Here is a 26,318-nt window from a genome sequence, read left to right on the forward strand (position 1 = left end):
ACTTATTATTGGCAGCTCTATTGTTCACTATAGAGAAGTGTGATGTTAGTCAAAGGTTGCGTTTTTTCTTCTCTATTGTAACGACACGTAAAATAATTCTGTGCTATCGCCTTTTACCGGCAAAAAGTGTCAGTGGATACTCACTCTCAAAGCGGCGGCGGTGGCAAAAGGCGCTAACGTTGCGCTGCCTGCCAGCATCGCGCCAAGAATGGCGAGATAACCGCCGATCGGCATCGACATCGAGGCGGCATCAATCGCGCCGGTGGCAAAAATCAGCACCGGAATATACAGCGGCAATACCAGCAGACTGAGCAGAACGCCACCTTTGCGCAGCCCGACGGTCAGCGCCACACCAATCGCACCGATAAAACTCAGCGTCGGCGTGCCCAGTAAAATCGTCAGTGCGACGGCTTTCCAGGTCTCAAAATCCAGCGAAAGCAGCAGCGCAATCAGCGGTGAAAGGATCAGTAACGGCAACCCCGTCACCACCCAGTGAGCACATACTTTCCCCAGAACCGTGAGTGCCAGCGGCGAAGGCAATAACAGAAGTTGCTCGAGCGTGCCATCGAGATAGTCATCACGGAACAATCTTTCCAGCGCCAGCAGGGAAGATAACAGCGCGGCGACCCAGACAATGCCGGGCGCAATGCGCGCCAGCAGTTCAGGCTCAGGGCCGATCCCTAACGGGAACAGCGTAATCACAATCAGGAAAAACCACAGCGGATTGATAATTTCAGCGCTTTTGCGAAAGGCAATTTTCAGTTCGCGGCGCAGGACTTTCGTAAACATTCCTTTTATATCCCCTTCGCGTCACACCGGCTCTGCGCTGGTCAGACGAAGTTTTCGCACGTCGCGGTTAACACCCTGCAAATCCTGATGCGTTGTCAGCAACACCATTCCACCCCGCTGCGCATGCTGTTCGAACAGCGCAATCAGTGTGGCAACGCCTTGTTTATCAATGGCGGTCAGCGGTTCATCGAGGATCCATAGCGGCGCATCGCTCAGCCACAGACGCGCCAGTGCGACGCGGCGTTGCTGCCCGGCGGACATCTGCCCCACCGTCACATCTTCATAACCCAGCAATCCGACGTTTTCCAGCGCCTGATAAATCGCTTCCGCGCTGGCATTACCTCTGACCATCGGGCCATTCACAGACAGATAAAAGGCAAGGTTTTCAAACGCAGTAAGCACTGACTTTACGCCGGGCTGATGGCCGAGGTACAGAAGCTGCTGATGGAAAATATCGCGCTGACGGCGGGTACTCACGCCCTGCCAGCGGACTTCACCGGCGTCCGGAGAGGACAGCCCGGCAAGAATACGCAGTAAACTGGTTTTACCGGCACCGTTACGGCCTTCGATCTGCACCATTTCGCCCGGTTCGATAGTGAAACTTAAGCCGCTAAACAGGGTTCGTTCATCACGAACACAGCTCAGATCAAGGGCTTCAAACATGGTGATGTCTCTTATTTTTCACAAGTGTGCATCATATCACAGGCGTCAGGCGCGACGCAGCTCAGGGAGGCACAGTTTACCCGGCTGAAAAGCCTGAAATCCGGCAAACATCTTCTGAAATGTTCCATCAGGTTCATGGGTTAACGGTTTGTAACTTTTTTGTATACCTGCTCATAATTCACCTGCCTCGCCTATGCTTACTCATGAACATATCTGCAATCACTTTGCTTTACTTTTGGGGAACAACGATGGCCGGAGAAAAACAGCATCACAATGACAAGGATGTTGACAGTGACGAACATACACAGGGAAAGGAAATCGAGACCGGTGAAGAGAACTTGCCGTCGAAAGCAGCCGCCGTTCACGAAGTTATCCGCATGGAAGGTGAAAAAGAGCTTGAGCGCGACGGACAGGCGTTGCTGTGGTCGGCAATTGCCGCCGGATTGTCGATCAGCGCCTCGCTGATGGCAAAAGGCATTCTTCACGCCCGCCTGCCCGATACACCGGAACGTTTCTTCATTGAAAATATCGGTTATACCGTCGGGTTCATTATTGTGATCATGGCGCGCCAGCAGTTATTTACCGAAAACACCGTTACTGCCGTGTTACCCATCATGCAAAAACCGACCGGCAGAAACATTCTGTTGTTGCTGCGTTTATGGGGCATCGTGCTGGCGGGTAACGTCATCGGCGGCGGACTGGCGGCGCTGGTGTTTCATCTGGTGCCCTTTTTCGATACCGCAACCGACGAGGCGTTTCGCACCATCAGCATGGATATCATGAAAAAAGACCCCGAAGGTATGTTTGTCGGCGGTATGGTTTCCGGCTGGCTGATTGCCACCATGGTCTGGATGATCCCTTCTGCCGGGACCGCCAAACTGTGGGTGATCATGCTGATGACCTACATGGTGGCAATTGGCGACCTGACGCACATCGTCGTCGGATCGGTAGAAGTGCTGTATCTGGTGTTCTCGGGCGCCATTCCCTGGTACGAATTTATCTGGCCGTTCGCCCTGCCGACACTGGCCGGCAACATCTTCGGCGGCACCTTTATCTTCGCGCTGATAAGCCACGCGCAGATCCGTAATGACATGAGTAATCAGAAGAAAGCTGAAGCGAAGAAAGAGGAGCAAGAAGCTGCGAAAAAAGAGGCCGCGAAGCCCTGAGTGGCGAGGAAACGACCAAACGGCAGCCTGATGCCTTATTATTACGAGAAAAATGGGTATACTACGCGGGCGCTTTCCACAGGCGCCCGTGTCTCCTTAGTTAAACGGATATAACAAGCCCCTCCTAAGGGCTAGTTACAGGTTCGATTCCTGTAGGGGACACCATTTTTACTTCTCATTGCGTCTCTTAAAGTCTAAAAATCTATATATTTCAAATCAATAAACTAAAACCACGTCTCAGCACATCTAAGAAAATGCAGTTAAAGCTCGCACAATTGTGTATATAATTGCGTATAACTCAGGTTCGATGCAGAGAGCTATACACATGCCACTCAGTGATATCCAAATAAAACGCGCCAAACCAGCCGAAAAACCCTTCACCCTTAATGATGGGAATGGGCTTTCTTTGCTCGTCGAAACCTCGGGCGCGAAGGGCTGGCGTTTCAGATATCGCTTTGCAGGTAAGTCAAAAATGATTTCTTTTGGAGTGTATCCCGCAGTTTCTTTAGCAGATGCGCGTGCCAGACGTGAAGAAGCCAAATCCCAACTGGCCAAAGGTATAAATCCGAGTGAAGCCCGCAAAGCGGGTAAACTTGCTCAGCTGTCCGCTGCTGGCAATACCTTCAAAGCTATTGCTCTGGAATGGCATGCCGCTAAGAAAGCATCCTGGACAGAGAATTACGCTCAGTCAGTGATCCGCCTTCTTGAGTTGAATGTATTTCCTTTCCTGGGTGAAAGGGCTATTGATGGGATCCAACCTTTAGAGTTACTGCTTGTACTTCAGAAAATTGAAGGCCGGGGAGCGGTCGAATTAGCCAGTAAAGTACGCCAACGCTGTGGAGAGGTATTCCGCTACGCTGTTATTACTGGCCGCGCTACCTATAACCCAGCTCCAGATCTGGCCAGCGCCTTACAGACACCAAAAAGAAACCACTACCCCTTCCTGATGGCGGATGAACTCCCTGCTTTCATAAAAGCTCTGGATACCTACTCAGGCAGCATCATCACTAAATTGGCCACGCAGTTGCTGATGCTAACCGGCACCCGAACAATCGAATTAAGGGCAGCAAGATGGGAGGAGTTTGATTTAGAAAATGCTCTGTGGGAGATCCCTACCGAGCGCATGAAGATGAAGCGCCCTCACTTGGTTCCGTTATCCAGGCAGGCAGTGGAGATCCTTCGCCAGTTAGAAACGCTTACAGGGCGATATCAACTCGTTTTCCCTGGTCGCAATGATGCCAGTAAGCCAATGAGCGAAGGGAGCATTAATAAGGTGCTCAAACTGATCGGATATCATGGCAAAGCCACAGGACATGGGTTCAGGCACACCATGAGCACTGTCTTGCATGAGGAAGGTTTTGATAGTGCTTGGATTGAGATGCAGCTTGCGCATGTTGATAAGAACTCTATACGTGGAACTTATAATCATGCGCAGTATTTAGACTGCCGTAGAAAAATGATTCAGCATTACAGTGATTTTTTATTAGGACATAATCAAAATTAATTATCATCTTCCTCTCTAGGCACACTCTCAATATTTTCAATAGTTGAGCGATTCATTATGGCCATACTATATGAAGAGAAAACTTTGAAGGTGGTTTTCGCAGTCCATAAAACCACTATTGCCTCCAAAAAATATAGAGAAGACACAACAATAAATGAATAATAAAACACATCAATTTTGTAAGGCATAATTACAGCCACTGATAAAATATAGTTTATTATGACAACTATAAATAAAACACTCAAACTCACCACAGAACATATTGATATATCGTAAAAAGCCGCCTCCTCATCCTCAGATGTAATTTCTCTAACCTTATTTTTCTTGAGATTTTTTATTGCTTTAGGAAAAATCAAAGCAATCCAAGCACCACTAATAGCAAATATTATAGAAGCAACGCTAATCAATGTATCTGTAAGATTAGTCAGCTTTAATGAGTCACTATTTAGAGCATTCCTTAACACTAGCTCAAATTTATTTGATAAAAAATAAACAAGCGCCGAGATGATGATAAAAATAATAACTGGAGACCAATTATAAACTTTTTCCATCAATAATTTAAACATTTTAAAACCTCAACAATTAAGCCTGAGCATTTAATATTTCTATTGTAGAATCGTCATTATTTTGTTCGTCGACATTCTTACCGCTACAAGAAAGCTTAATAAAATTATCGATGCGATTATCGAAATTAAGTGCCTTTATAATATCACTTGCATCATAAGGCCAGGTAATGATTTCATCAACCCTAGAAGCTGGAGTTTCAAAAACAACTTTCTCCTTAGCTTGGCTATTATCTAAATTTACAATTTCCTGTTTTCTTTCCCTTTGTATAACGAAACTCACATTACCAATATCATACGTACCTTTTATTGTTGCTAAGTAATCTTTTAGCTGTGTTGAGCTATCAAATGCAACATCAACCTGCATTCTTACTGTTGAATCAATACTCGTTTTATCTGACTGAGTTGTGAAAAGCTTTATAATGGGCTTCAGATTCAATAGAGACTGGGAAGAACCACTACTTACAGTAATTTTTTCTTTTGTTATTATTTTTATCACATTCTTAAAGTTTAAGATCAAATCCTTTTCGACGGATGCATTAATATAACGTTTAAACTCCAAGGAGAAATAACAGTAGTTTTTATCTGATTTTTTAACTTTATAACCACCACTAAATTTTCCATTTTCTCCTAGAATATGATCAGAAAAGCTTGAAAAATTATGCATAAAGTCTTTGATATATTGCATCAGAATAGCTGTTTCAGACGAAGCACCTTTAAAATCCAAAGTGATAAGCTTACGCTCTTTAGTGGCTACATAGTAGTAAGCTGGAATCCCTGGGATTCTATTTTTTCCTACTTTGGTATGAGAGACGGTATTCTTATCACCAACATTTCCATTTTGCGGAATTGATAAAACCTTATTATTATTACCAATATAACTATTCCACAAAACTATCAGAAAATCATCACCATATTTTTTGATATCATAACAATATATTTCATTCGTTGACTTCGAAGAAACCCTGCTGTTCTTGAAGGTTTTTTTATCTAAAAACTTTATCAATGGATCGATAAATTTACTTATATCACTCAACCTCTCCTTATTCTCTTTATAATCAGAAAGACAAAATTTTGTAATATCAAAAATCTTTAAGTTACATTCTTCAAGCTTCATTCTTGCCTCAGTTTTTTAAATAAAACCTTAGGGGATTTATAAGTTCTTTTTCAACCAAGCCGATTCACAAATCGTATTATGCCAAGCAGCTTCTAATCCTGATTTAATGACAAAAACGCTGTCATTTGCATCAACATATTTCATAATAAAGTCTCTGACTTGAACAGCAGAACCTGCTGAAACAACAGCCCAAACCGACTCATTGACTTTAGCCCAATTAGGATAGTTTTTTATTGCTTTATAGAGTTCATCATAATTTCTTCCGGGCTTCCTGAGATCATAAGAAATAATATAAGTTGGCATTATTACATCCTCTTAAACCTGGAAACTTTTAGAAATAAACATAAACCAAGTTTACGTTAGCGTAAAGTATTTTAGATAAACTATTCACAACCAAAGCCCCAGGTTATTTTTTATTCAACACATTCAATAGGATAGGCAATAACATTTCGGTCATATCGAAAAAAGCAAGTTGCTTAATCGGTGTAAGAATTGTCATTGAGAGAAAGCAACTTATTTTTATAAAGGTCAGCTTCTTTCCTAAAAAATGAAAAAATGACGAAAATTGCACTACACCGCACCCGCCTGCGGTTTTTGTAATGCATAATTTTTTCAGTTTTCATTTTCTACAAACCGATACCCCAGACCGCGCCGCGCCTGGGGTTCTCTCGCTGAACTCAAAATGAAAAGATTGAAACGAATTTCAGAATTTTTCAGTTTTAAAGTTCTGGCTATCTTGCTGAATGCCGGTCAACCATATGTTTAAAAACAACTTTTATATTTTACGTGGAAATGAGTTAAGGAAAAGATAATGGTGTGCGAGGTGGGTAAAACGTGAGAACCCTTGCACCACGCGGCCTGGTAGCACAAGGGATGAAAATCAAAACTGAAAAAAATGTAAGGCTAAAAACCTGTGAGTCCGCGTTTGAGTATTTCGCTCACCGGATTAACTTCGGCGAACTACCGTACTTTTTGTCTCACTGTTTCGTCGTTCTTCTTCCCACGTTTCTTTTGCTGAGTTCGTCAGAAAAGCCGCTATTTCTTCGCGCTGTGCGGGCGCAATGTTGTCAGCAATATCCTTTACTATGCGGTTGTACGTCCTGCCGCTTGGGCTTAGGGTATGCGAGAAAGTCATATTCATCACAAAGGTGTGACCACATTCCGGATCCGAACAGGAACAGTAGAGGTCAGCAAAATGCTTATGTTTACGGTGCGTCTTTTTGATTACGGCCGCAGCATCACACTCCGGGCATATCACTTTGAATACTCGCATCCTATTTTATCCTTCTAACCCCAGCCCGCCAGAAAGAAGCCTCAAGCCAGGGTTTCATGTTTGCTTTATCGTTTTTGACTGGTAACAGTGGTAACACTGGTTACACCCCTGTTTTGTATATAGATATTCCGTTACCTCGTCCTGTTTATTACTGGTAACCACTGGTAACGCTCTGCACTTTGTTACCAGTGTTACCAGTGACCCTTTTTTACTGGTAACAGGCCGAGGCCTTGCCGTAAGTGGCTGTAACCAGTGTTACCTCTGTTACCAGTTATAAATAAGACTCGTGCGAGAGTATTATCCTAAGACGGTGCTGTTGAGCTGATAGACCCGTTTAACCCCCATCTCTGGCAGGCGGAGGCTTTTCTGGGTTCTAGCTTCCTCCTCCGGCACGTCGAGATAACCCGCCGTCGCGCACAGCCTGGCCACCTTCTTGGCATCAAAGCCCTTGGTGACCTCCTTCCAGCCAGTAGGCAGCACGTAGAAGGTGGTCACCGTTTCCTCCTGGCCGCTGCCCTTCTCTACGCGGCGAAAGCCCACCATATTGGCCGGGCGGCTGTGTGAGTCGTGCCAGTCGGCAAAGCGGCTGTACTGGTTGCGCGTCATGAAGTCCCTGACCTGCTCCAGCGCGGCGGCGTCCTCCTGGTTCGCCGTATGGCCACGGTCATACATCCACGCATCCAGACAGCTTTTGGCGGCGTTGTAGGCCTCTCCGGGTTGCCAGCCGGTGATCCCCGCCTCGGTGGCCAACTCGCCCGCCATCGCCACCAGCGCAAAGCGCGTCACCGCGCGTCCGACCTGGTTCCCGGCGTTGTCGGGCGTCAGCCTGCGGGTAAACTCTTTCAGCATGGCCTTGGCCTTGCTGGTCATGCCCGGAAGATCGGCCGTTAGGCAGCGCAGCCACTCCCTGAACGGCGCACCGTGGCTCAGCATCACGGACTGCTCAAGATGTTCGGCCAGCGCCTTGCCGCCAGCAAAACCGTGCAACTCCTCAAAAACGCCGTGCTTGCCGGTGTCGCTGGGGATTTGGATCATCCGCACCTCAACCCCGGCGTAGGTCTTTTCCCCCACGTTGGCGGCGTGTTCGACCAGGGAAAGCTCGCCGGTGGACAGGAACAGCAGGCACCAGCGGTTAGTTTCCCGCACGCTGCCGTCCGTTCTCGCCCGCGCTTTACCCTGGCCGTTCGCCAACATGTAGGCAATGTTCCCCGCCTCTCTGCCGTCTACTTCCCGAATTTCATCCAACATTAGCGTGGCGTCGTTTCGGCGGCTGGCGGTGCCTTCCAGTGCGTTGCCGGTGGCACGCCAGGTGTGCCAGAAATCAGCCCCGCCGCACACTGACGCGGCCACCTTCATGGTGGTGGTTTTACCGTCGGTAGATTCCCCCTTGAGGTGATATCCGCCCCCGCCAACGCCCACCAATTTCAGCAGCGGCGCAGCGAATGCCAGACTCACGGCAAAGGCCACACGCCCGTTGCCAACGCAGTAGCGGGAAACCTGATCCCGCCAGTCTTCCAACGTGCCCGCCGTTCTGAAATCCCGCCCCTGAACGCTTGAGGTCTGCAAAATAACGGATTCTGAACCGACGCCGATCACTTCATCCTGGAGAACGTACACCGAACCGTGCCACCCGGTTTTGGTCACGCAGGTGACTTTACGCTCTGGCTTGCACAGAGAGATGTATTCCATCAGGTGCGCACGCGCCTGGCCGTTAATATTGATGTACGACAGTCCGTTAACCAGCAACGTGCGGCGCAGCTCTTCCCCGGCACTGGCCAGCATTTCCATCGGCATTGCCCATTTTCGGCTGATCCCGTTGGTATCCTCCCACTCCAGCAGGCGGCCGTAGTTACTGCCATCTTCGTCGCAGGTGATGGCCGTGACGCGCACCGGGCTGCACAGCTTGATGTTGCGGATCTCCGTGTCACCGTCGGACTTCTGCACCTGTTTGTCGTACCACAGGTATTCCTGCGTCAGGCGGAATCCCTGGGGCAACTTGGTTTTGCCTTTACCAAACAGCACAAGTTCTTCTTTAAAAGCTTCTTTGGCGCGATCCATGCCGTGCTCCTGGCGGAAATCGTCCCAGTCGGCCTTATGCCTCGTGGGCGGCACCGTCACCCAGCCATTGACCGCCTTAGCCGCCTTTTGTGCGCACAGCTTGCCGGTGTTTTCCTTGCCGTCGTCAAAGTCGTTATCCCCGGCAATGATGATCCGCGCCTCCGGCCACTTTTCACGCACTGCCTGCGCCACGTTAAGCAGGTTGTTTGCCGAGACGGCAGCCACGCAAACCCCGTCCGTCAACCTGGACACGGTGAGCGCCGTCGCAAACCCTTCCGTGATCGTCACCTGCTCCGGGGCGATATCGCCCGGTTCAACCACGCTGATGAATGAGCCGGCCAGCGCGGAATGGGGTAACAGCCGTTTATCACCGTTGGGGTGAATAAGCTGTGCGCCGGTTTGCAGCCCCTGCGCATCGGTTAAGGGCAGCAAAAGAGAGCCGGGGATAAACTCCACGCCCCCGAACGGCTTCATGACCTGAGTAAGCATTCCCTCGGTGTTGTCTAATCCCTTCCCTTTCAGATATTCACTTTCGCCCTGAACGCACTGACCCAGCAGCGCACGATACGCTTTCAGGCACGTCGCCCGCTTTTGCTCCGGGGAGGCTTCTTTTCTGGCGGGCGTGTTTGTCGATAATGACGCTGAGGCCATCGCCAACGCCGCCGCCACTTCTTTGGCGGCTTCCGCCGCAGTCGTCCCGCTGACCAGCCGCACTAAGTCCAGCCCGTCGCCGTGTTCACACTGCGAACAAATCCAGGTGCCGCGCCCGTCCTTATCATCAAAGCGAAAGCGATCCTTCCCGCCGCATTTCGGACAGGCTCCGTGCTGGCCATTGGCCGGAACGGTGATACCCATCGCAGGAAGTATATGTGGCCAGCGGCCTTTCGCGGCGCTGATCGCCTCTGATACCGGCTTGTGACTCATAGCGTTGCCTCCCCGTCCTGTTCATCCATGATGCAACTGCCTGCGGGAAATTCGCCGTCCGGCGCACCGTAAATAATGTCTTGATAAACCCTGCCCAGGCGCATCGTGCCGTAACAAGAAAGCTGCATGGCTTCGCTCATAAATCCCGGCTTGAGCATCTTATTTAATTCCTGCGCGGCTAAACGCCCGCCTTCAATTGCGCCCAGCTTTTGAATAAACGGATGCTCAATATGATAAATAATATTGGCTGCAACCTTATCCAGGCTAAGAGGAATACTTTCACCGTCGCTAATAAATACCGCATCGCTATGTTTAGAGACCATCAGGGAAATAAACGCCTGGGAAATATAATGCCGTAATAAGGCCGCACGAAATTCAGCCGAGGTTAACCGGGTTTTATTCAACATCATTTTCCCCCATTTTGACTTCACCTTGAAACATTTCACTGCATCCGATCGCCCCGTCCAGCTGATCCGCCAGGCTCTCAAAAAGGGCGGCCATGCCTTGCAGGGAAATGCTCGACTGCGTGTTACTGGCGGCCAGTGCCAACAACTCGGCCAGACAGGCGGATGCCTGATGTGCTCTAAGAATTTTGTCATGACCTTCATTTGAGAAGGCATAGGGAAAAACGTTTTGGGTTTTATTGCTCATGGGCGTGCCTCCTGCGTTGTACAGGGCAGGCGGCCAGCGAAGGCCAGGACAAAGTCTTTGGCAAGCGCACGCCGGGCATACCGTTCAGAAGATGCTGTGACTTTGAGGCGGCAAGGTACGGCGCAAAGGTCAGCGCGGCGAACGGCCAGGAACAGATAAGTGAATTGCGGGCAAACAAACTGAGGGGCAGAAGCCATACGGCAACCTCCTGTAACTGAGATGAAATCTCACCACGGGAGTTCCTACACTCTTGGGTGGTGAGCTGGACGGGGGTAGGAATACCGGCGTTACAGGATACCGGCCTGACCGAAGTCAGCCCCGCCCAGCCCACCATAGATTCTACGCGGATCAAGCCCGCAAAAAACAGGTGCACTGAGGCTACGACACAAAAAAAGACGCTTGGCGCGTCGTATGTCGCCTGTAACTTATTCGGGTTCCTACGCCCGACTGCCGATTTTGCGGCAGCAACAAAACTATAACGTGAGAAGATCTTTGTAGGCAAACTATTTTTGTTGCCTACAAAGTTAAAAGAAAACTCTACAGCATTAGTTGCAAACCAATTCTTCTGCTTAAATATATTCATTAGTCATTTCCGAAAAATAGTTATCTAACCCGATCTTATTCAACCGGGTGGTAAGATAAATGAAATATAATCAATTGTTTGAAATTGCAGAAACCCAGCCTTTACCGGCCATGGTAATACTATCTTTCAAAGAGAATACTATAGGGTTACTAATAAGCGTCTGGGCATCAAAACGGGAAAAATAACGTTTATTAACACTAAACTTTAGTCGATCGGTTCCAATACTTGCTGGACTATCAGTCACAGCTAATCCACTGAGATAAAAACGACCAACGTCCGGAAAATCGTCTTTAACTTCTATCGAACAAAACAACTTCTGCCCATGTTCGTTGTAGCTCATTAGCTTTGCTGTAGGTCTAATTCTGACATACAGCTTCTTCAACCCTGCGGAAGTCTCACTACGCGCTTCCAAGACTTCACCCAAATTATCTAGATCACGATTATGTTCTTCCCAAATTAATGCGGTATATAACTTAGGATTGTACGTTTCAGCCAAATCAGTGATCCAGGAGGGTTCTATTTTACGCCCATCCATTGTGTCCCCTTCTGTAGCCACACACACCCACCCCGTCGACACCGGTGAATATTCCATTGTTAGCCCCTACAGCAGCGTGATGGCGTTTTCATCCGCCGCCGCATACAAAAATCCATTGCCCAGTGCATAGCCTTCATTGCGCAGATAGGCGTGCTGATACTCAGCTGAATCATCCACAAACTCAGCGCGGAAGCGGCGTGAGCCTTTCTGCGTGTAGATATGAAGATTTTCCAGCGTTGTAACAGCCAGACGTTTACCAGGCATGAATGGCGGAACAAAAGCAAAGCGCCCTGCAATAGAGCTGGTCAGCAACTGCGCCGCAGCAGTATCGGAAAGTGAGCGATCTGCGGCATTAAACAAACGCAGACGTTCTTTTGCTGCCAGTTCGGCACCGACCAAAACCACCAGGCGCGGATCTTCCCGGAAGGCTTCAGGGATTTTATCTTTGATAAGCTGATTAGCCAGAGCATCCAGATGCGGATAGTCGCCACCTTCGCCCAGGCTAAATTTTTCAGTGATGACCTGGGAGCCGTTATTAAACTCTCGTGCTATAGCATGCCAGCCGGTATTAATATCCTCCCCTTTAGGGTTCTCAATGGGATTAGTAGGCAGTCCGGCATATTCACCGTTAAACCCAATCCGCAGCATATCTAAAGAAACAGCACGACCAAAAAAATCAGAGAGAAGGCTTACAAATTTATCAAAGCTATTGATGTTAGCGAGCTGCCCCAATTGTTCGTAAGATAATGAAACACAGGAATCTGTTTCAACTAATTCAAAAGGCGTGCCATTAACAGTTAGTTTCTTTTTAAAACGCCCTGATAACGCTCGCCCTGAATGCAACGAGTTATCACCAATCTCAATAGCTTGCCCGGTAGAACTATCAATATCACGCAGAGTAATACTTCCCATCATCCAACCTGATTCTAACATCGCTATATGCAAAGAATTTTCGGAGGGAGTCGATATGGTAAATTCCCCTTCTTTATTATTACTGAAATATTCTGCACCTCGAGTGAAAAGTTGATGAAACTGCTTCGCCATATCAGGAATTAAATGTACTGCCATGTCTTATACCTTATTATTTCAAATTGATGAATTCATCATGTGTGTTTTTCTATGCATGCGCTGATCATGCAGACATTTACTATTTACATAATCAATGGCCGTCATTCTTTGACGTAGCTCGGCATTTAGATTGCTGAAGTATTCACGATAATATCGAGCCTTACTTTCTCCACCATTAGCTATTTCATATTTACTTGTAGGTATAGTGCATAATGAAATAATTTTTCGCAATGCTGTCTCCAGCATATCCAGCTCTTTCCAAGCATATAAAATTGGACTATCTGACTTATTAAAGTAAGATTCTTTGATCGGACATCCTTTAAGATATTCCATAGGTATTCGCGTAAGAATTACCGGCATCAGACCAGGCGCATTGTTCGCAGATAGTACCTCAGCCTGCTTGCGTAACATGCCTAAAAGCTCTCGACGCTCATTTAATAGCTTGTCGGCAGATGCAATATACCCATCGATACGGTCTTTTCTGTATTCGAGATCCTGCAGATAAGCTCGTAAGCTTTCATAGCCACCAAGTCCGCTACGTTTACCTTTATGGGCTTGGGCAATATCGTCATCAATACTTTTTGCATCAGCCAAAGCATCTTTATAAGCTTTATTAGCTGTATTAATGACACTTAACCCGCGCTCTACTAATAGATTCATTTCTGAAGCATTACACTCAGTATAAGGAACCTCATACCCTGTCAATTTTTTAAATTCCTCACGCAGTGATTTTATTTCATTAAAGCGCTTAATCTCTATAGATCGAATAGCATAACCACCATCAGAGTGCCCTTCACTGAAAGTAATAGATTTATAGTTAAGCACTTGATCAATATTGCTATCTTTACAAAAAATTAAATCTTCACTACCCATTATAACTAACTCCTTCTTTTAATATTTTCTTTAATCCAATCTTCGATTTCACTTTCAACCCACGCAACAGAGCGTTCTCCAATCATTACGTTCTTGGGGAATTTTTCACACTTCATCATTTTGTAGAGTGTTGACCTTGGCAAGCCTGTAGCGCTAATTACAGAAGAGAGCCTTATTAATCTTAATGAGTTAGATTGAATTTCGTTTACAGTATTTATAGACATGACTCTCCCTAGTTAGATGATAAATTAATATTGGACATTCTCAGATGTTGTCGGATGCGCTAAGACTGCCATCATAATTTAGAGTTGTAAATATGAGATGGTTAAAGTGAATTGGCAATTTAATATTGACAATTAAATGTTTTGAAGGGTGAGGAATGCTTATTAAGGGTGCTCCGCAATATTCATTAGTATCTCTTAGTATTCGTTAGTTTCTTTTAGTATTTCCTGACCGATGGGGAATAGTGGTGAGTGGTGGTAAGAGGGTAAATTCTAACGTAAAGATTTGTAAATATATAAAAATAAGATAATCACAAGAAATTTTCCTAACCCATCCTCAACATTGATACTAAGCAAAGTTGGATTACTCATGGTAGTGAGTATATTATTTAATCTTTCAACATCTGGAAGTCATTTATGAAACGCTATGAAAAGATCCTAATTGGGGGTAAAGATAAAAGAGATGAAATTTTTGATGTATGCCTCAGTATTGGCATTACTGAAGAAATGTTAGATAGATGTAGCCTGATCTTTATCATGCAGATTTATGGCACGTACATGTCTAGGGCTGAAAACCCATTCAAAATCGGTGATGAGATTCTTCACCTTGAAGGTTTATCTCGTAGAGGGCAAAGCAGTACCAAACCAGCAACAATGTTCGACAAAAAGGTTTATCTGAAAGGGTTGTGGCACAAGCATTACGTGGGTAGCAGCGTATCTGATATGGCAATCAACTTAATTGGTGCGTTACGTAATTATGGCCTGCCTAAATTGGAAGCTGACGTAAATGAGGTGATGAGTTCTGGACAGGAAAGGTACTTTACGCCTGAGGATGCAGGGCGAATCGCGCATGAAGCTGTTGTAGAAAACTTCCTAAGACGCTCTCAAGAAAAGAGATTAACTGGACACTGGATTATTTATGCTGTCCATGAGGGGCAAAACTTTTATCTTAGTCTCGGCCGCCATAATAGTGATGAAGCAGAGATAAGGCGCAACATTGATGCTGTCGCAGTCCTTGAATTTCCCTTCTTATCAGAAATCTTGCATCCAATAAATTAAATAGCGTATAGAAATACGTATAACATAAATAATTGATATTAACATAAACCATATAAATCAATTATTTATAAATTTAAAAATATTCCTGTAGGGGACACCATTTTTAGTGCTCATAATATTCCCCACAAACACCCTCACCAGCCCGGAACCGCGCCGCCGTTAAAGATCTTCTCCGCCGCTTTCGCCACTTCTGGCGACTGATAGGATTTCAGAAACTCCTGCACATTTTCAGCATCTTTATTGTCCGGGCGCGAAACCAGAATATTCACGTATGGCGAATTTTTATCTTCGATAAACACGCTGTCATGCACCGGTGATAAACCGGTTTGCTGGATATAGGTCGTGCTGATGATCGCCACATCGACTTTCGGGTCATCCAGCACACGCGGTAACTGCGCGCCTTCCAGCTCCATAATATTCAGATGATGCGGGTTTTCGGTGATATCCAGCGCCGTTGGCAGCAGGCCCTTGCCTTCTTTCAGCGTGATCAGTTTCTCTTTTTGCAGCAGCAAAAGTGCGCGGCCTAAGTTGGTCGGATCGTTAGGGATCGCCACCGTCGCGCCATCTTTCAGCTGATCCACAGTTTTGATTTTTTTCGAGTAGCCCGCCATCGGGAACACAAAGGTGTTGCCGACCACCACCAGATGGTAGTCGTGGGCTTTGTTATCCTGATCAAGGAACGGACGGTGCTGGAAAACATTCGCATCCAGATCGCCATGTTCGGTCGCGTCATTCGGTAATAATGAGCCGCTGAAACCGACCAGTTCGACGTCCAGACCGTATTTATCCTTCGCGACCTTTTTCGCCACTTCCGCCACATCCTGCTCTGCGCCATTAATCACGCCGACTTTGATATGTTTTGCATCACCACTTTTTTGATCACAACCCGCCAGCAGTAATCCTGCCAGCAAAAACACAACACCCGTGCGTAAATGAGATAACGTCAGTTTCACTTTTTTTCCTTAAAAAATAACCGCTAATGCGTAATGAAAATGACTATAACAGGAGGATGGTCGCTGTTTAAAAAACCAATAAAGCATCGCTAAGAAGAAAAAAGCATATAGATGACCCCACTTAAGTCCGGACATCCAGATCTTTTCCTTATATCAGTCATAAAAAGTTTGCCCTCCCCGCCCCTTTTCGGAAAGAGTAGGCTTATCAGAAATAACCAATGAGAACCTGCAAGAATGGAAATTATTGAAGCCGGAGAGCAGCATATTCCCGCGATACAGAAAATTTATGCCTGGCACGTTCTCCATGGAACCGCCTCGTTCGAGACACAGCCCCCGGATGAACGCGAGATGGCGGGCCGGCTGAAGAAGATTAAAGAGGCAGGTTTGCTCTGGCTGGTGGTTTTGCATGAGGATGAAGTGAAGGGATATTGCTATCTGGGTCATTATCGCGAACGTTATGCGTATCGCCACACGCTGGAGGATTCTATCTATATTGATCCTGCTTTTCAGAAACGCGGTGCGGGTAAAGCGCTGCTGCGACGGGCGATAGACTGGGCGGAAACTCACGGCTATCGTCAGTTGATCGGTAACGTCGGTGACAGCGAAAATAAAGCCTCAATTGGCTTACATCTCGCCGCCGGTTTTCAGATGAAAGGCACCCTGCATAGCGTTGGATTTAAGCATGGCCGCTGGCTGGACACCGTGTTTATGCAGCTCGCGCTGGGTGACGGAAACCAGACCCTGCCCGCGCAGGATCACTGACAGAAAATACCTGCGGGCCGGTTGCGGCCCGCAGGTTACGGGTTACTCAATCGCTAACTTTTCCCTCGCGGTTTTACGTGTCGCGCTCCCGCCCCAGACTTCGTTGTATTCGTAACCGGTCAGATCTTTAATCACCTTACGTGACACCTCATCGCAGTCTTCCTGCGCGCCACCCAGTTTCAGACGGGCGGTTTCCTTGATCAGGATTTTATGTGTGTCCCGCGTCAGCTTGAATTTGAAGGTCATGTAGAAGCTGATCGCCAGCAACGCACCGGTGGCGAAGATCATCAGGCCAATGATCGCGTGTAACGCGCTGAGCGGCTGAGCACCCTGCCCTTTCACAAATCCACTTTCTTCCAGCACCAGGCCAATCACCATGATGGCAATCGCAACGGTACTTTTACGGGTAAACACCATCACACCGGCAAAAATTCCTTCACGACGTTTTTTGGTGACTATTTCATCGACGTCCGGGATAAAGCTGTAAATATTCCACGGAATATAATAAAGCCCTGAACGTCCAAAGCCTAAAATAACGAAGATGGAAGTAAAGAGAATTAACGGCACCGTTGCGTTGGTGATATAAATATAAAACAGAGCAGCCAGCACAAAGAATATACAACCATAGGCGATTCGCAGCGCGGCAGAAGGCGAAAGATTCAGTCGTTCCATCACCATCATATAAACAATCGTCGATGGCACAGAAACAAAGGCCGCCACACTTAAATATCCGGAAACCGATCCCACATCCTGATTCAGACCATAAACCACATAGTAGGTAAAGACGGCACCGAATACGTCCATGGCGGTAAAGGAAGCAATATAAATAATAATATGCTGGCGGAACATGCGGATATTAAAGGATGAGATAAAATCTAAAACCAGACTCTTCAGATGATGCCAGAGACTGCCGCCTGTTTCCATTTCCGGTTCCGGCTCATTCGGATCCCGCACGTCTTTGGCTTCCCAGGTACACAGCCATGTGGTGAATACCGCGATACAAAATACCGTGGCGAAGAATATGCCGGTATAGGTATACGTCATCGGATTATCTTTACCGGTAAACATCATGATGACGCCCGGCACAGACACAGCCAGGAAACCGCCGAGCTGCGAGCAAATCATACGCACACCGGCGAGACGGGTACGTTCGCCGAAGCGGTTGGTCATCTCGGCGGCCAGCGTTTCCCACGGCACCAGCACCATCGCTGAAAGTAATTCAATCGACAGATATGTGCCAAGATAATACCAGTAGCCCATGTCCTTTACCCAGACCAGCGCATACAGGAACATCAGTGGCGAACTGATCAGCAGGAAAAACCGGCGGCGACCAAACCGTTTTCCGAGCCAGGTATTTCCGAAGTGATCGGTGATATAACCCATGATCGGACTTAATACGGCATCAATGACACGGGCAATAGCAAAAATAGATCCCGCTTCTAAAACGGTTAATCCGCAATACATGGTATAGAAGAATAAAAGCCAGGTACCGATAACGGCGAATGCACCACCGCCAAATAAATCAGTTACGCCATAGCCTATAGCCGTGCCGTAACCTACTCTGCGTTCAGTAGGTTTCATTATTATTATCCTGTGAATGTAGGGTTATTATTAATAGAGATTTAATCAGCCAACGTGATCCATTTCCCTGATTGTGAGGAGCGGTAAATCGCACCGACAATATTCAGGGAAACTTCGGCTTGTGAAACAGAGATATAATTTTGTTCTTCAGGATGACGTACAGAATGATAGAAATTCGAGACTGCCTGACGATGACTGTCGCCCCAGTAGCTTTTGGCTGTTCCTGACGGGCTGTCATCACTTATCAGCAGCGTTTTATTTTCTCCTTCAATCAGCCACAACACGTTGTGATACAACTGCAACAGTCCTTTTTCACAATGAATTTCCAGCAGCAACGGTGAATCGGTGCTGTGGCAGTTCGTTGCGTAAAACAATCCATGCGCACCGTTGCCCATTTTCAGGCTGACCATCGCTGTGTCTTCATTTTCAGTCAGTTCACTGAGAAAGGTTCTTTCCACCACGCCTTTCAGCGCGAGAACACCGCCGCCAAACCACTGCATTAAATCCAGCGTATGTATCGCCTGATTGATCAGCAGGCTGCCGCCTTCAGTGGCAAAACGCCCGCGCCACAGGCTTTCGCTGTAATAAGCACCACTGCGCGACCAGGTCAGAATAGCTTTGATGCTCAGCATGTTGCCCAGTTGCCCGCTTTCCAGCAGCGTTTTAATTTTCTGACTGGAAGGATTCAGACGGTTCTGGTAACACACGCCTGTCAGCCCCGCAGCCTGTGACGCCGCGAGTTTAATGGCGCTGACTTCTCCGATATTCAGCGCCACCGGTTTCTCGGTAAAAACATGCTTTCCCGCCGCCAGCGCGGCGAGAATAGCCTCCTTGTGCAGATGATGCGGCAGGCAGATATGCACCACGTCAATCTGCGGATCGCACAACATTTCGTGATAATCCGTGTAAAAATCACAACCATATTCCTGCGCCAGCGCCCGGCCTTTGCCAATATCGCACTCCGCAATCGCCCTTAACTGGCAATCCGGTTCGTGCCGGATCGCTGCCACATGGCAGGTATGGATAGACCCGCAACCGATCACCGCAGCCTGGAGAGTTTTCATCATCTGCTCCCGTTTAGTGGGTTCCGTTTGCCAGCATCTGTGCCCGGATGCACAGCTCGGCAGCTTTAAACGCATGCTCCTGGGTCATGGCGTGCTCGGTGCGGTTCAGGCAATCGAGGATCAACTGACCAAAGAACGGGAAGCCGACGTTGCCGGAAACCGGGTAACGGAACTCGCCTTGTTGATTCACCAGATACACCACGTCCTGCTCGCCGAGCGTGAGATCAACATATTTGCGGATCTCGATATAACCTTCGGTGCCGAGCAGCGTCAGACGGCCGTCGCCCCAGGTGCTCAGCCCTTCTGGTGTGAACCAGTCGCAGCGGAAATAACCCCGTGCGCCGTTATTGCCTTTCAGCATCGTGTCGCCAAAGTCTTCGAAACGCGGATACTGCGGGTGATTGAAATTAAGGGCCTGAGCCGCCACAACCTGTGCGTCACTGTTGCCGGTATAAAACAGAAATTGTTCAATCTGATGGCTGCCGATATCACACAGGATGCCGCCAAAACGCTCTCTCTCGTAGAACCAGTCGGGACGCCCTTCACCCTCACGATGCGGGCCGGTACCCAGCGTCTGGATCACGCGTCCGATCGCTCCTTCGTGCACCAGCTGGCCTGCGAAGACCGCACTTTCTACGTGCAGGCGTTCGCTGTAATACACGGCATATTTGCGCCCGGTTTCGGCCACTTTGGCCTTCGCTTGCGCCAGTTGTTCCAGCGTGGTCAGCGGCGCTTTGTCGCTGAAATAGTCTTTCCCGGCGGCCATGACTTTCAGCCCCAGCGCGCAGCGTTCGGACGGAATGCCCGCCCCCGCGATCATCTGCACTTCACGGTCATCAAGGAGTATCTGCAATGACTCCGCGACCTTAACCTGCGGATACTGGGCGACAAACTTCTCCACTTTTACCGGATCCGGATCGTAAACCCATTTCAGGCTGGCGCCCGCCTCGATCAGCCCGTTACACATACCGTAGATATGCCCGTGATCCAGGGCCGCAGCAGCAATCACGAATTCACCGGGCTTTACCACAGGTTGCGGTTTCCCCACCGGCGCATAATTCATACCGTCTTTATTGCTCATGTTCAGGCTCCTTTATCCATATTTTTGCCGAGAGGGATCGCATCTTCATTGGCGAAGTTTTCCACCGATGCTGATTTTTCATAAAAGTGCGGTGCCAGCGAAACCAGCCCGCCGGTCTGATAAAACGGATCTTCCGGCGACAACGGCAGTGACACAATGCTGCGGGTAATGGCGGATTTATAAATCGCGGCAATCAGTTCCAGTGAACGCTTGCCCTGAATGCCGTCAATCAGCGGCGCGGTACCGGTTTCCAGTGCGGTCAGGAAATTGTCGATCTGGCCGGTGTGCAGGGTATAAGTGAGTTTGGGAATCGACTGGTAAATGTCTTCAAGCTGGTTTTCACGATCCGTGTCACGCGCATCAATCGGGAAACCGTTCGGCGCAGAAATGCTGGCGTATTTGTCCCACGGAGCTGAAATTCGCGCTTTCTCGCCCTGAATAACAATCTTCTGATCTTCGCCGTGATGCACCACGGAAGCCGTCAGTTGGGTCAGTGCGCCGGAGTCATATTTGAAAATGGCCGCCGAGAGATCTTCCACTTCGGCATTATCATGCGCAGCGTTGGTAATCATCGAGACCACTTCAGAGGGAAAACCGAGCATCCACTGAATCGCGTCAATATGGTGAACGGCGTGATTGAGCGTGCAACCGCCCGCTTCTTTTTCCCAGGTGCCGCGCCACCACAAATCGTAATAGGAATGACCGCGCCACCAGAAAGAATCCACCTGCGCATGACACACTTTGCCGGTCTCACCGGAATCGAGCACTTTTTTCAGCCGCCAGAACGCGTCGGTAAAACGGTTTTGCGCGATGATTGACAGCGTTTTCCCGCTCGCCTGCGCCGCGCTGATCATCGCGTCGCATTCCTGTAATGACGCCGCCATCGGCTTTTCGCACAACACGTGTTTGCCTGCGTTCAGCGCATTAATCGAGATTTCGGCGTGGACATACGGCGGCGTGCAGACGTCAAAAATGTCGATATCTGCATCATTAAGGATTTCCTCATGGCTGGCATAGACCCTGGCGTTCGTCAGGCCATAATGCCGTTTTTTCTCTTCCGCTTTTTCAGGATAAATATCTACCAGCGCAACAATCTGGCAACGATCAGCAAACTCTAAATATCCCTGAATATGGTTATGTGAAATATTACCCGTACCAATAATGGCTATTTTCAGCATTCTCTTACTCCTTATATTTAACCGAACAGCTGGCGGATTTAAGCCGCATAAAGGGCGTCACCGTGTTGAATTCTTTATAGATTCAGCACAGATAAATACCTTATTTTTTGTTTCTGAGGTTTATATTCTGGAGAGTAATAATGGTTTTTTTTTCCAACAACTGTTATTTGTGACAGGAATTGCAGTGCCGTTTGCGGAATTTGCTATCATGCTGAATAGCCCATGAATTACAACCAGTTAACCATGGCAATAAGTCCATCTCCATTTGAGGCATTGATCACAAAATGACGGGAAAATTAAAAATCAGGCAAATAGCGGAGTTAACCGGGCTTTCTCCGAGTACCGTTTCCCGTGTGCTGGCAGGGAAAGCCAATGTCAGTCTCCAGGCAAAAGAGAAAGTATTTGCCCATGCCAGAACAATGGGTATTTTGCGTGACATTCCGGCCAGCCGTTTGTTAATGAATTGCCTGTTGCTCTGTGCGCCACCCGCCGCCTTCTCTCCCCATGAAGATCGTTATTATTATGAAGTGATTCAGGAAATAACGGCGGAAGTTGCGCGTTTTGATATTCACATACGTAAATGCGCGCTGGCAGTCAATGAACCGGATATCGCTGTTTTTATGCAGGCACTTCATCAGCCGGATGTCGACGGCATTGTCATTATCGGTATTGATGACGTGATGCTGTATCGGCTGGCAGCAGAATCTAACAAACCGGTGGTAATGATCAACGCCAAGGACAGCGAGATGCGTCTGGACTGTGTTTCTGCCGATCATTATTCCATCGGTTACAGTGCTGCCAACTATCTGTTTACCAGAGGTCACCGCCCCGTTTTATTGTTCACCGACCTGCGTCGTGAAACCATGATGCAGCGCCTCGATGGCTTTAAACGCGCCTGCCTTGAACACCATGTGGTGTTCGACGAAGCCCTGCATTTGCTGGTCAATCATGGCAGCGGAGGGGAACAGGCGAGAGAAAATATTGAGAAGTATCTCCGGGGGCATAAACGGGAAACCATGCCGTCAGCCATCTTATGCGGAGGCGATCAGATTGCACAGGCCACCATTGATGCCCTGAACGAATACGGATTTAAAGTCCCGGAAGATATTTCGGTGATGAGTATCGATTTTGCGCACGACATGAAAACATCAGCGGCACAAAGTTTCACTGCCGTGCATTTGCCGTGCCGCGAGCTGGGCACCGAGGCAGTGTATATTCTGCAAAGCCGCCTGATGCGCGCTACCGGCGCGAAATTCAATTTGCTGTTACAGGGGAGAATTCACAACGGCCAGTCAGTGGCCGATGTGAAATGGAAGCGCAAAGGGTTGTATCCTGCCGCCAGTTAGCCGCGCCCCGAAGGCACATTCTCAGCGTCGCCATTGATTATCTCCTGCTAGACTTTTGAGTCTTAACCTCAAAAAAAGATGCGGAGAATGCAATGTCAGAACAGTATCAGCCCCCTGAAGTCTGGACCTGGAATAAAGATGAAGTCAGCAAGTTCTCGAACATCAACCGCCCGATAGCCGGTCCGACGCACGAAAAAACGCTGCCGGTCGGTAAGCACCCGCTTCAGCTCTATTCCCTTGGCACGCCGAACGGCCAGAAAGTGACGATCCTGCTGGAAGAGTTACTGGCGCTGGGCATCAGCGGTGCGGAATACGATGCGTTTATTATCCGCATCAATGAAGGCGATCAGTTCTCCAGCGGCTTTGTTGACGTTAACCCGAACTCAAAAATTCCGGCGCTGCTGGATAACTCAACCACACCGCCAATCCGCGTGTTTGAATCCGGCAACATCCTGCTGTATCTGGCGGAAAAATTTGGCCAATTCCTGCCAAAAGATCTCGCCGGTCGCACTGAAACCCTGAACTGGTTGTTCTGGCTGCAAGGTTCCGCGCCGTATCTTGGCGGCGGTTTCGGTCACTTCTACCATTACGCGCCGGTCAAAATCGAATACGCCATTAACCGCTTTACGATGGAAGCCAAACGCCAGCTCGACGTATTAGACCGTCAGCTTGCTGAACACCGTTTTATTGCCGGGGAAGAATACACGATTGCTGATATCGCCATTTTCACCTGGTATGGCAGCCTGGCGCAGGGCGGTCTGTATGAATCGGCTAAATTCCTCGACATCGAATCTTATAAGCACTTCCAGCGCTGGGCGGCTGAAGTGGCGGGCCGTCCGGCGGTGAAACGCGGACGCATTGTGAACCGCACCTGGGGTGATGAACAACTGGAAGAGCGCCATGATGCCTCGGATTTCGATGGCATCCTGAAATCATAACGGGCGTCTGAAACGTAAAAAAAGGGCGGGATTTTGCGATCCCGCCCTTTTCTTTTATGCGCTTTCTGTCTGCGGTTCGAGGTACTTTTTAAACCAGGCAATGGTTCTTTCCCACGCTAAATCCGCCGCCGCTTTGTCATAACGCGGCGTCGAATCATTGTGGAAACCGTGGTTCACGCCGGGATAAATATGCGCTTCATAAACTTTGTTATTGGCCTTCAGCGCCGCTTCATACGCCGGCCAGCCTTCGGTAATGGGTTTATCCAGTTCAGCATAATGCAGCAATAACGGCGCTTTGATACGCGGCACATCTTCCGCTTTCGGCTGACGCCCGTAGAACGGCACGGCGGCCGCCAGTTCAGGGTAAGCCACCGCCGCCGCATTCGCCACGCCACCGCCGTAACAGAAACCGGTGATGCCGACTTTGCCGGTGCCAGTCTCGTGGTGCATCAGAAATTCTACCGCCGCAAAAAAGTCGTTCATCAGTTTGGTCGGATCAACGTGTTTTTGCAGTTCGCGCCCTTTTTCATCATTGCCCGGATAACCGCCGACCGAACTCAGCCCGTCCGGCGCCAGCGCGACAAATCCGGCTTTCGCCACCCGCCGCGCGACATCTTCGATATACGGATTCAGCCCGCGATTTTCATGCACCACCACCACACCAGGCACTTTACCGGTCACTTTGGCCGGACGCACCAGATAGCCTTTCACGCTGCCGTGTCCCTGCGGCGACGGATACTGAATGTATTCCGCCACAATATCCGGATCAGTGAATTGCACCTGTTCGGCGTAGGCATAGTTCGGCGTCATCAGCGTTGTCAGTGCAGCCAGCGACAATCCGCCTGCCACAAACTTCGCCGAGAGATCAAGAAACTCACGTTTGGTCATTTTGCCGTGCACGTAAAAATCAAAATATTCGAGGAGTTCAGGCGGGAAATCTTTCGCTGTCATTCGGGTCATTTTTCAGGCTCCGTTCCGGTCAGGGGAAGGATAAATAATGGCCTGTTTTTGGCGATTTTGTAAACCCGTTGTGAGATGGGATGGCTTTCCAGGCCGCATCAACACTTTTATGCACTGAAAATGCTAAACTTTGGTCATAAAGGGAGAAACAATGAAAAACTATCTTTCGCAACCACCGAAAATACATTTCATCGAATGGAACTCAGAGTACGAACGGATGATGACCTCTGCACTGAAAAAAGAATTTAATGTGCATACGATTTATCACGTCAAAAAACACTTTAAATCTGTCCACTCTTTGCTGCCGGGAAAGCGGCTCAAACACTGGCACCGGAAATTTCAGATTGCTATTAAGTTCCGCCACGTGCGTGAAAGCGACATCATCATTTGTAACGGCTACAGCGCATTTCTGATGCTGGATTTACTTTCCCTGCTCAAATGCAAAAAAATATTGGTATTGCGCGACTCAGTGGCCGCGCTTACGTCTAAAAGACGTCGGCTGAAATTACTTTCCCATGACGAAAATTATCTCGACCGGGTCACCGCTGTTTTTGATGTTATTTACAGTTTTGATCCCGAAGATTGCCGGAAATACGGACTTTCTTATGTTGACCAGTTTTTGCCGTTCACCCGCCATAACATGGCTGCGTGGCAATCGGAACCGGCAAATACGCCGTCATCCGGCTCTTGCTTTTATGTCGGCGGGTTTGATGATTATCGGGCAAAACTCATTAACGACCTGACACCGGTATTGCGCCAGAATCACTGCCAGACCGACTTTTATCTGGTGGGCGATTGCAACGGAACCCCGGATTACCCGGACTGTTGTATCAATCAGAAAATCAGTTATCAGCAAAATATTGAAAAGCTGAAACGCGCTTCTGTCGTTCTTGAGATCAACAAGCCGGATCAATGCGGATTAACGCTGCGTGCTCTCGAAGCCATGGCTTTTAATAAGAAACTGATCACCAATAATGCCTCAATAAAAAAACATGCTTTTTATCATCCCGATAAAATCTTTATTTGGGGAGAAGATGATCGCAACGCTATTGCCAAATTTCTTTCATCGGAACATCAGAAAACCGACCCGGCGTTGCTGGAGACGTATTTCGCAGACGGCATGTTAAAGACACTGGCCGGAACCGCAGTAGAATAGAGGCTTTGCCCGACAACCTAACAGAACAATCAAAAGGAGAAACCATGAACAAAGCACTCGCAGGGCTGAGTAAAGAGGAAATGGATAAAGTCAGCGCCGGGCTGGCGGCCGGGACTGTCGTGGTGCGTGAGCGCAACCATCTGCCGGTCAACGCAGATGAAGTGGAGATGGAGCAGCCGGAACATCTGCGCGCTTATTTTCGCGAACGTCTGGAACATTATCGTCAGCAACCGGCTAAAAAATAGTCACAGC

General features: G+C 48.3%; 29 protein-coding genes, 1 tRNA gene and 1 pseudogene. 10 read left to right on the forward strand and 21 right to left on the reverse strand.

Going from position 1 to position 26,318, the window contains the following annotated elements; all coding sequences use genetic code 11:
- Nucleotides 1-129: 129 nt before the first annotated feature.
- Nucleotides 130-789, reverse strand: a complete 660-nt coding sequence (gene ccmB, locus ABIC79_RS05645; protein WP_013574523.1) for a heme exporter protein CcmB — start codon at nucleotides 787-789, stop codon at nucleotides 130-132.
- Between the two features lie 21 nt (nucleotides 790-810).
- On the reverse strand, nucleotides 811-1,452 hold the full coding sequence (ccmA, locus tag ABIC79_RS05650; RefSeq protein ID WP_112151228.1) for a cytochrome c biogenesis heme-transporting ATPase CcmA: 642 nt from the start codon (nucleotides 1,450-1,452) through the stop codon (nucleotides 811-813).
- Between the two features lie 248 nt (nucleotides 1,453-1,700).
- Between ccmA and ABIC79_RS05655 the strand changes: the two genes are divergently transcribed.
- The 3 genes from ABIC79_RS05655 (at nucleotide 1,701) to ABIC79_RS05665 (ending at nucleotide 4,122) form a co-directional block, all read left to right on the forward strand.
- Nucleotides 1,701-2,618 (forward strand): formate/nitrite transporter family protein, encoded by a 918-nt coding sequence (locus ABIC79_RS05655; RefSeq protein ID WP_037036265.1) that lies wholly within the window; start codon nucleotides 1,701-1,703, stop codon nucleotides 2,616-2,618.
- A 90-nt stretch (nucleotides 2,619-2,708) separates the two neighbouring features.
- Nucleotides 2,709-2,783, forward strand: a tRNA-Arg gene (locus tag ABIC79_RS05660).
- A 160-nt stretch (nucleotides 2,784-2,943) separates the two neighbouring features.
- Complete coding sequence (locus ABIC79_RS05665) at nucleotides 2,944-4,122, forward strand: tyrosine-type recombinase/integrase (RefSeq protein ID WP_354566614.1); 1,179 nt, start codon at nucleotides 2,944-2,946, stop codon at nucleotides 4,120-4,122.
- Here the strand turns inward: ABIC79_RS05665 and ABIC79_RS05670 are convergent.
- From ABIC79_RS05670 to ABIC79_RS05730, 13 genes and pseudogenes are all read right to left on the reverse strand, one after another.
- Complete coding sequence (locus ABIC79_RS05670) at nucleotides 4,119-4,688, reverse strand: hypothetical protein (protein ID WP_354566615.1); 570 nt, start codon at nucleotides 4,686-4,688, stop codon at nucleotides 4,119-4,121. The two genes, ABIC79_RS05665 and ABIC79_RS05670, sit on opposite strands and share 4 nt — an antisense overlap.
- 16 nt (nucleotides 4,689-4,704) lie before the next feature.
- On the reverse strand, nucleotides 4,705-5,802 hold the full coding sequence (locus tag ABIC79_RS05675) for a hypothetical protein (protein WP_354566616.1): 1,098 nt from the start codon (nucleotides 5,800-5,802) through the stop codon (nucleotides 4,705-4,707).
- 36 nt (nucleotides 5,803-5,838) lie between these two features.
- On the reverse strand, nucleotides 5,839-6,105 hold the full coding sequence (locus tag ABIC79_RS05680; protein ID WP_354566617.1) for a CRISPR-associated endonuclease Cas2: 267 nt from the start codon (nucleotides 6,103-6,105) through the stop codon (nucleotides 5,839-5,841).
- Between the two features lie 643 nt (nucleotides 6,106-6,748).
- Nucleotides 6,749-7,075 (reverse strand): Ogr/Delta-like zinc finger protein, encoded by a 327-nt coding sequence (locus ABIC79_RS05685; protein ID WP_354566618.1) that lies wholly within the window; start codon nucleotides 7,073-7,075, stop codon nucleotides 6,749-6,751.
- A gap of 297 nt (nucleotides 7,076-7,372) precedes the next feature.
- The gene (locus tag ABIC79_RS05690) at nucleotides 7,373-10,057 is read right to left on the reverse strand and encodes a DUF927 domain-containing protein (RefSeq protein ID WP_354566619.1); all 2,685 of its coding nucleotides are present in this window, start codon (nucleotides 10,055-10,057) and stop codon (nucleotides 7,373-7,375) included.
- Nucleotides 10,054-10,467 (reverse strand): DUF5375 family protein, encoded by a 414-nt coding sequence (locus ABIC79_RS05695; protein ID WP_502947758.1) that lies wholly within the window; start codon nucleotides 10,465-10,467, stop codon nucleotides 10,054-10,056. Before ABIC79_RS05695 ends, ABIC79_RS05690 begins: the two co-directional genes overlap by 4 nt.
- The gene (locus ABIC79_RS05700) at nucleotides 10,454-10,708 is read right to left on the reverse strand and encodes a hypothetical protein (RefSeq protein ID WP_354566620.1); all 255 of its coding nucleotides are present in this window, start codon (nucleotides 10,706-10,708) and stop codon (nucleotides 10,454-10,456) included. The genes ABIC79_RS05695 and ABIC79_RS05700 overlap by 14 nt, the downstream gene beginning before the upstream one ends.
- A complete protein-coding gene (locus ABIC79_RS05705) occupies nucleotides 10,705-10,905 on the reverse strand; it encodes a host cell division inhibitor Icd-like protein (protein ID WP_354566667.1) in 201 nt (66 codons plus the stop codon). Before ABIC79_RS05705 ends, ABIC79_RS05700 begins: the two co-directional genes overlap by 4 nt.
- A gap of 53 nt (nucleotides 10,906-10,958) precedes the next feature.
- Nucleotides 10,959-11,291, reverse strand: a pseudogene (locus ABIC79_RS05710) (ash family protein); the annotation flags it as partial.
- Nucleotides 11,292-11,361: 70 nt separating this feature from the next.
- Entirely contained in the window at nucleotides 11,362-11,883 is a 522-nt protein-coding gene (locus tag ABIC79_RS05715) for a GPO family capsid scaffolding protein (RefSeq protein WP_354566621.1), read from the reverse strand.
- Between the two features lie 9 nt (nucleotides 11,884-11,892).
- Nucleotides 11,893-12,894, reverse strand: coding sequence for a P2 family phage major capsid protein (locus ABIC79_RS05720; protein WP_354566622.1), 1,002 nt, complete (start codon nucleotides 12,892-12,894; stop codon nucleotides 11,893-11,895).
- Nucleotides 12,895-12,912: 18 nt separating this feature from the next.
- On the reverse strand, nucleotides 12,913-13,767 hold the full coding sequence (locus ABIC79_RS05725; protein ID WP_354566623.1) for a hypothetical protein: 855 nt from the start codon (nucleotides 13,765-13,767) through the stop codon (nucleotides 12,913-12,915).
- 5 nt (nucleotides 13,768-13,772) lie between these two features.
- Complete coding sequence (locus ABIC79_RS05730; protein ID WP_072045072.1) at nucleotides 13,773-13,991, reverse strand: AlpA family transcriptional regulator; 219 nt, start codon at nucleotides 13,989-13,991, stop codon at nucleotides 13,773-13,775.
- Between the two features lie 414 nt (nucleotides 13,992-14,405).
- Here ABIC79_RS05730 and ABIC79_RS05735 point away from each other — a divergent pair, with 414 nt between their 5' ends.
- Nucleotides 14,406-15,047, forward strand: coding sequence for a hypothetical protein (locus tag ABIC79_RS05735; RefSeq protein ID WP_052673400.1), 642 nt, complete (start codon nucleotides 14,406-14,408; stop codon nucleotides 15,045-15,047).
- Between the two features lie 134 nt (nucleotides 15,048-15,181).
- On the opposite strand, the gene nlpA is transcribed toward ABIC79_RS05735, so the two are convergent.
- Nucleotides 15,182-16,000: a lipoprotein NlpA gene (gene nlpA, locus ABIC79_RS05740; RefSeq protein ID WP_131638715.1), complete on the reverse strand. Its 819-nt coding sequence runs from the start codon at nucleotides 15,998-16,000 to the stop codon at nucleotides 15,182-15,184.
- Nucleotides 16,001-16,234: 234 nt separating this feature from the next.
- On the opposite strand from nlpA, the gene ABIC79_RS05745 reads away from it, so the two are divergent.
- Nucleotides 16,235-16,762 carry a GNAT family N-acetyltransferase gene (locus ABIC79_RS05745; RefSeq protein WP_037036282.1) on the forward strand — a complete coding sequence of 176 codons (528 nt, stop codon included), beginning with the start codon at nucleotides 16,235-16,237 and terminating at the stop codon, nucleotides 16,760-16,762.
- A gap of 42 nt (nucleotides 16,763-16,804) precedes the next feature.
- On the opposite strand, the gene ABIC79_RS05750 is transcribed toward ABIC79_RS05745, so the two are convergent.
- Genes ABIC79_RS05750 through ABIC79_RS05765 form a run of 4 tightly spaced genes read right to left on the reverse strand, consistent with a single transcriptional unit; the run spans nucleotide 16,805 to nucleotide 21,666 of the window.
- On the reverse strand, nucleotides 16,805-18,343 hold the full coding sequence (locus ABIC79_RS05750; RefSeq protein ID WP_112198156.1) for an MFS transporter: 1,539 nt from the start codon (nucleotides 18,341-18,343) through the stop codon (nucleotides 16,805-16,807).
- Between the two features lie 41 nt (nucleotides 18,344-18,384).
- On the reverse strand, nucleotides 18,385-19,407 hold the full coding sequence (locus ABIC79_RS05755) for a Gfo/Idh/MocA family protein (protein WP_112198157.1): 1,023 nt from the start codon (nucleotides 19,405-19,407) through the stop codon (nucleotides 18,385-18,387).
- Between the two features lie 13 nt (nucleotides 19,408-19,420).
- Complete coding sequence (locus ABIC79_RS05760) at nucleotides 19,421-20,488, reverse strand: Gfo/Idh/MocA family protein (protein WP_121019556.1); 1,068 nt, start codon at nucleotides 20,486-20,488, stop codon at nucleotides 19,421-19,423.
- A 2-nt stretch (nucleotides 20,489-20,490) separates the two neighbouring features.
- On the reverse strand, nucleotides 20,491-21,666 hold the full coding sequence (locus tag ABIC79_RS05765; RefSeq protein ID WP_013574503.1) for a Gfo/Idh/MocA family protein: 1,176 nt from the start codon (nucleotides 21,664-21,666) through the stop codon (nucleotides 20,491-20,493).
- Here ABIC79_RS05765 and ABIC79_RS05770 point away from each other — a divergent pair.
- From ABIC79_RS05770 to yghU, 3 genes are all read left to right on the forward strand, one after another.
- Entirely contained in the window at nucleotides 21,650-21,892 is a 243-nt protein-coding gene (locus ABIC79_RS05770; RefSeq protein ID WP_015689520.1) for a hypothetical protein, read from the forward strand. The two genes, ABIC79_RS05765 and ABIC79_RS05770, sit on opposite strands and share 17 nt — an antisense overlap.
- Before the next feature lie 58 nt (nucleotides 21,893-21,950).
- Nucleotides 21,951-23,012 (forward strand): LacI family DNA-binding transcriptional regulator, encoded by a 1,062-nt coding sequence (locus tag ABIC79_RS05775; RefSeq protein WP_013574502.1) that lies wholly within the window; start codon nucleotides 21,951-21,953, stop codon nucleotides 23,010-23,012.
- A gap of 92 nt (nucleotides 23,013-23,104) precedes the next feature.
- A complete protein-coding gene (yghU, locus tag ABIC79_RS05780; RefSeq protein ID WP_013574501.1) occupies nucleotides 23,105-23,950 on the forward strand; it encodes a glutathione-dependent disulfide-bond oxidoreductase in 846 nt (281 codons plus the stop codon).
- A gap of 54 nt (nucleotides 23,951-24,004) precedes the next feature.
- Here yghU and yghX read toward each other — a convergent pair whose 3' ends face one another.
- Nucleotides 24,005-24,910, reverse strand: a complete 906-nt coding sequence (yghX, locus tag ABIC79_RS05785) for a YghX family hydrolase (RefSeq protein WP_166859986.1) — start codon at nucleotides 24,908-24,910, stop codon at nucleotides 24,005-24,007.
- Between the two features lie 151 nt (nucleotides 24,911-25,061).
- Here yghX and ABIC79_RS05790 point away from each other — a divergent pair, with 151 nt between their 5' ends.
- Both ABIC79_RS05790 and ABIC79_RS05795 read left to right on the forward strand, forming a co-directional pair.
- Nucleotides 25,062-26,066 (forward strand): WaaS/CpsH family glycosyltransferase, encoded by a 1,005-nt coding sequence (locus ABIC79_RS05790; RefSeq protein WP_166859984.1) that lies wholly within the window; start codon nucleotides 25,062-25,064, stop codon nucleotides 26,064-26,066.
- 44 nt (nucleotides 26,067-26,110) lie between these two features.
- A complete protein-coding gene (locus ABIC79_RS05795; protein WP_166859982.1) occupies nucleotides 26,111-26,311 on the forward strand; it encodes a DNA polymerase III subunit theta in 201 nt (66 codons plus the stop codon).
- The last annotated feature ends 7 nt before the right edge of the window (nucleotides 26,312-26,318 follow it).

This window comes from Rahnella sp. 2050, assembly GCF_040544515.1.
In the GTDB taxonomy this organism is placed as follows: domain Bacteria; phylum Pseudomonadota; class Gammaproteobacteria; order Enterobacterales; family Enterobacteriaceae; genus Rahnella; species Rahnella aceris.

Bases quoted from the DNA above. Each gene is read 5' to 3' on its own strand.
- ABIC79_RS05655 (WP_037036265.1), top strand. From the start codon at position 1,701: ATGGCCGGAGAAAAACAGCATCACAATGACAAGGATGTTGACAGTGAC.
- ABIC79_RS05775 (WP_013574502.1), top strand. From the start codon at position 21,951: ATGACGGGAAAATTAAAAATCAGGCAAATAGCGGAGTTAACCGGGCTT.
- ABIC79_RS05755 (WP_112198157.1), bottom strand. From the start codon at position 19,407: ATGAAAACTCTCCAGGCTGCGGTGATCGGTTGCGGGTCTATCCATACC.
- ABIC79_RS05770 (WP_015689520.1), top strand. From the start codon at position 21,650: ATGGCTATTTTCAGCATTCTCTTACTCCTTATATTTAACCGAACAGCT.
- ABIC79_RS05685 (WP_354566618.1), bottom strand. From the start codon at position 7,075: ATGCGAGTATTCAAAGTGATATGCCCGGAGTGTGATGCTGCGGCCGTA.
- ccmA (WP_112151228.1), bottom strand. From the start codon at position 1,452: ATGTTTGAAGCCCTTGATCTGAGCTGTGTTCGTGATGAACGAACCCTG.
- ABIC79_RS05795 (WP_166859982.1), top strand. From the start codon at position 26,111: ATGAACAAAGCACTCGCAGGGCTGAGTAAAGAGGAAATGGATAAAGTC.
- ABIC79_RS05790 (WP_166859984.1), top strand. From the start codon at position 25,062: ATGAAAAACTATCTTTCGCAACCACCGAAAATACATTTCATCGAATGG.
- ABIC79_RS05675 (WP_354566616.1), bottom strand. From the start codon at position 5,802: ATGAAGCTTGAAGAATGTAACTTAAAGATTTTTGATATTACAAAATTT.
- ABIC79_RS05730 (WP_072045072.1), bottom strand. From the start codon at position 13,991: ATGTCTATAAATACTGTAAACGAAATTCAATCTAACTCATTAAGATTA.
- ABIC79_RS05705 (WP_354566667.1), bottom strand. From the start codon at position 10,905: ATGGCTTCTGCCCCTCAGTTTGTTTGCCCGCAATTCACTTATCTGTTC.
- ABIC79_RS05760 (WP_121019556.1), bottom strand. From the start codon at position 20,488: ATGAGCAATAAAGACGGTATGAATTATGCGCCGGTGGGGAAACCGCAA.
- ABIC79_RS05750 (WP_112198156.1), bottom strand. From the start codon at position 18,343: ATGAAACCTACTGAACGCAGAGTAGGTTACGGCACGGCTATAGGCTAT.
- yghX (WP_166859986.1), bottom strand. From the start codon at position 24,910: ATGACCCGAATGACAGCGAAAGATTTCCCGCCTGAACTCCTCGAATAT.
- ccmB (WP_013574523.1), bottom strand. From the start codon at position 789: ATGTTTACGAAAGTCCTGCGCCGCGAACTGAAAATTGCCTTTCGCAAA.
- yghU (WP_013574501.1), top strand. From the start codon at position 23,105: ATGTCAGAACAGTATCAGCCCCCTGAAGTCTGGACCTGGAATAAAGAT.
- ABIC79_RS05765 (WP_013574503.1), bottom strand. From the start codon at position 21,666: ATGCTGAAAATAGCCATTATTGGTACGGGTAATATTTCACATAACCAT.
- ABIC79_RS05695 (WP_502947758.1), bottom strand. From the start codon at position 10,467: ATGATGTTGAATAAAACCCGGTTAACCTCGGCTGAATTTCGTGCGGCC.
- ABIC79_RS05670 (WP_354566615.1), bottom strand. From the start codon at position 4,688: ATGTTTAAATTATTGATGGAAAAAGTTTATAATTGGTCTCCAGTTATT.
- ABIC79_RS05745 (WP_037036282.1), top strand. From the start codon at position 16,235: ATGGAAATTATTGAAGCCGGAGAGCAGCATATTCCCGCGATACAGAAA.
- ABIC79_RS05715 (WP_354566621.1), bottom strand. From the start codon at position 11,883: ATGGAATATTCACCGGTGTCGACGGGGTGGGTGTGTGTGGCTACAGAA.
- ABIC79_RS05735 (WP_052673400.1), top strand. From the start codon at position 14,406: ATGAAACGCTATGAAAAGATCCTAATTGGGGGTAAAGATAAAAGAGAT.
- ABIC79_RS05725 (WP_354566623.1), bottom strand. From the start codon at position 13,767: ATGGGTAGTGAAGATTTAATTTTTTGTAAAGATAGCAATATTGATCAA.
- ABIC79_RS05680 (WP_354566617.1), bottom strand. From the start codon at position 6,105: ATGCCAACTTATATTATTTCTTATGATCTCAGGAAGCCCGGAAGAAAT.
- ABIC79_RS05690 (WP_354566619.1), bottom strand. From the start codon at position 10,057: ATGAGTCACAAGCCGGTATCAGAGGCGATCAGCGCCGCGAAAGGCCGC.
- ABIC79_RS05700 (WP_354566620.1), bottom strand. From the start codon at position 10,708: ATGAGCAATAAAACCCAAAACGTTTTTCCCTATGCCTTCTCAAATGAA.
- ABIC79_RS05665 (WP_354566614.1), top strand. From the start codon at position 2,944: ATGCCACTCAGTGATATCCAAATAAAACGCGCCAAACCAGCCGAAAAA.
- ABIC79_RS05720 (WP_354566622.1), bottom strand. From the start codon at position 12,894: ATGGCAGTACATTTAATTCCTGATATGGCGAAGCAGTTTCATCAACTT.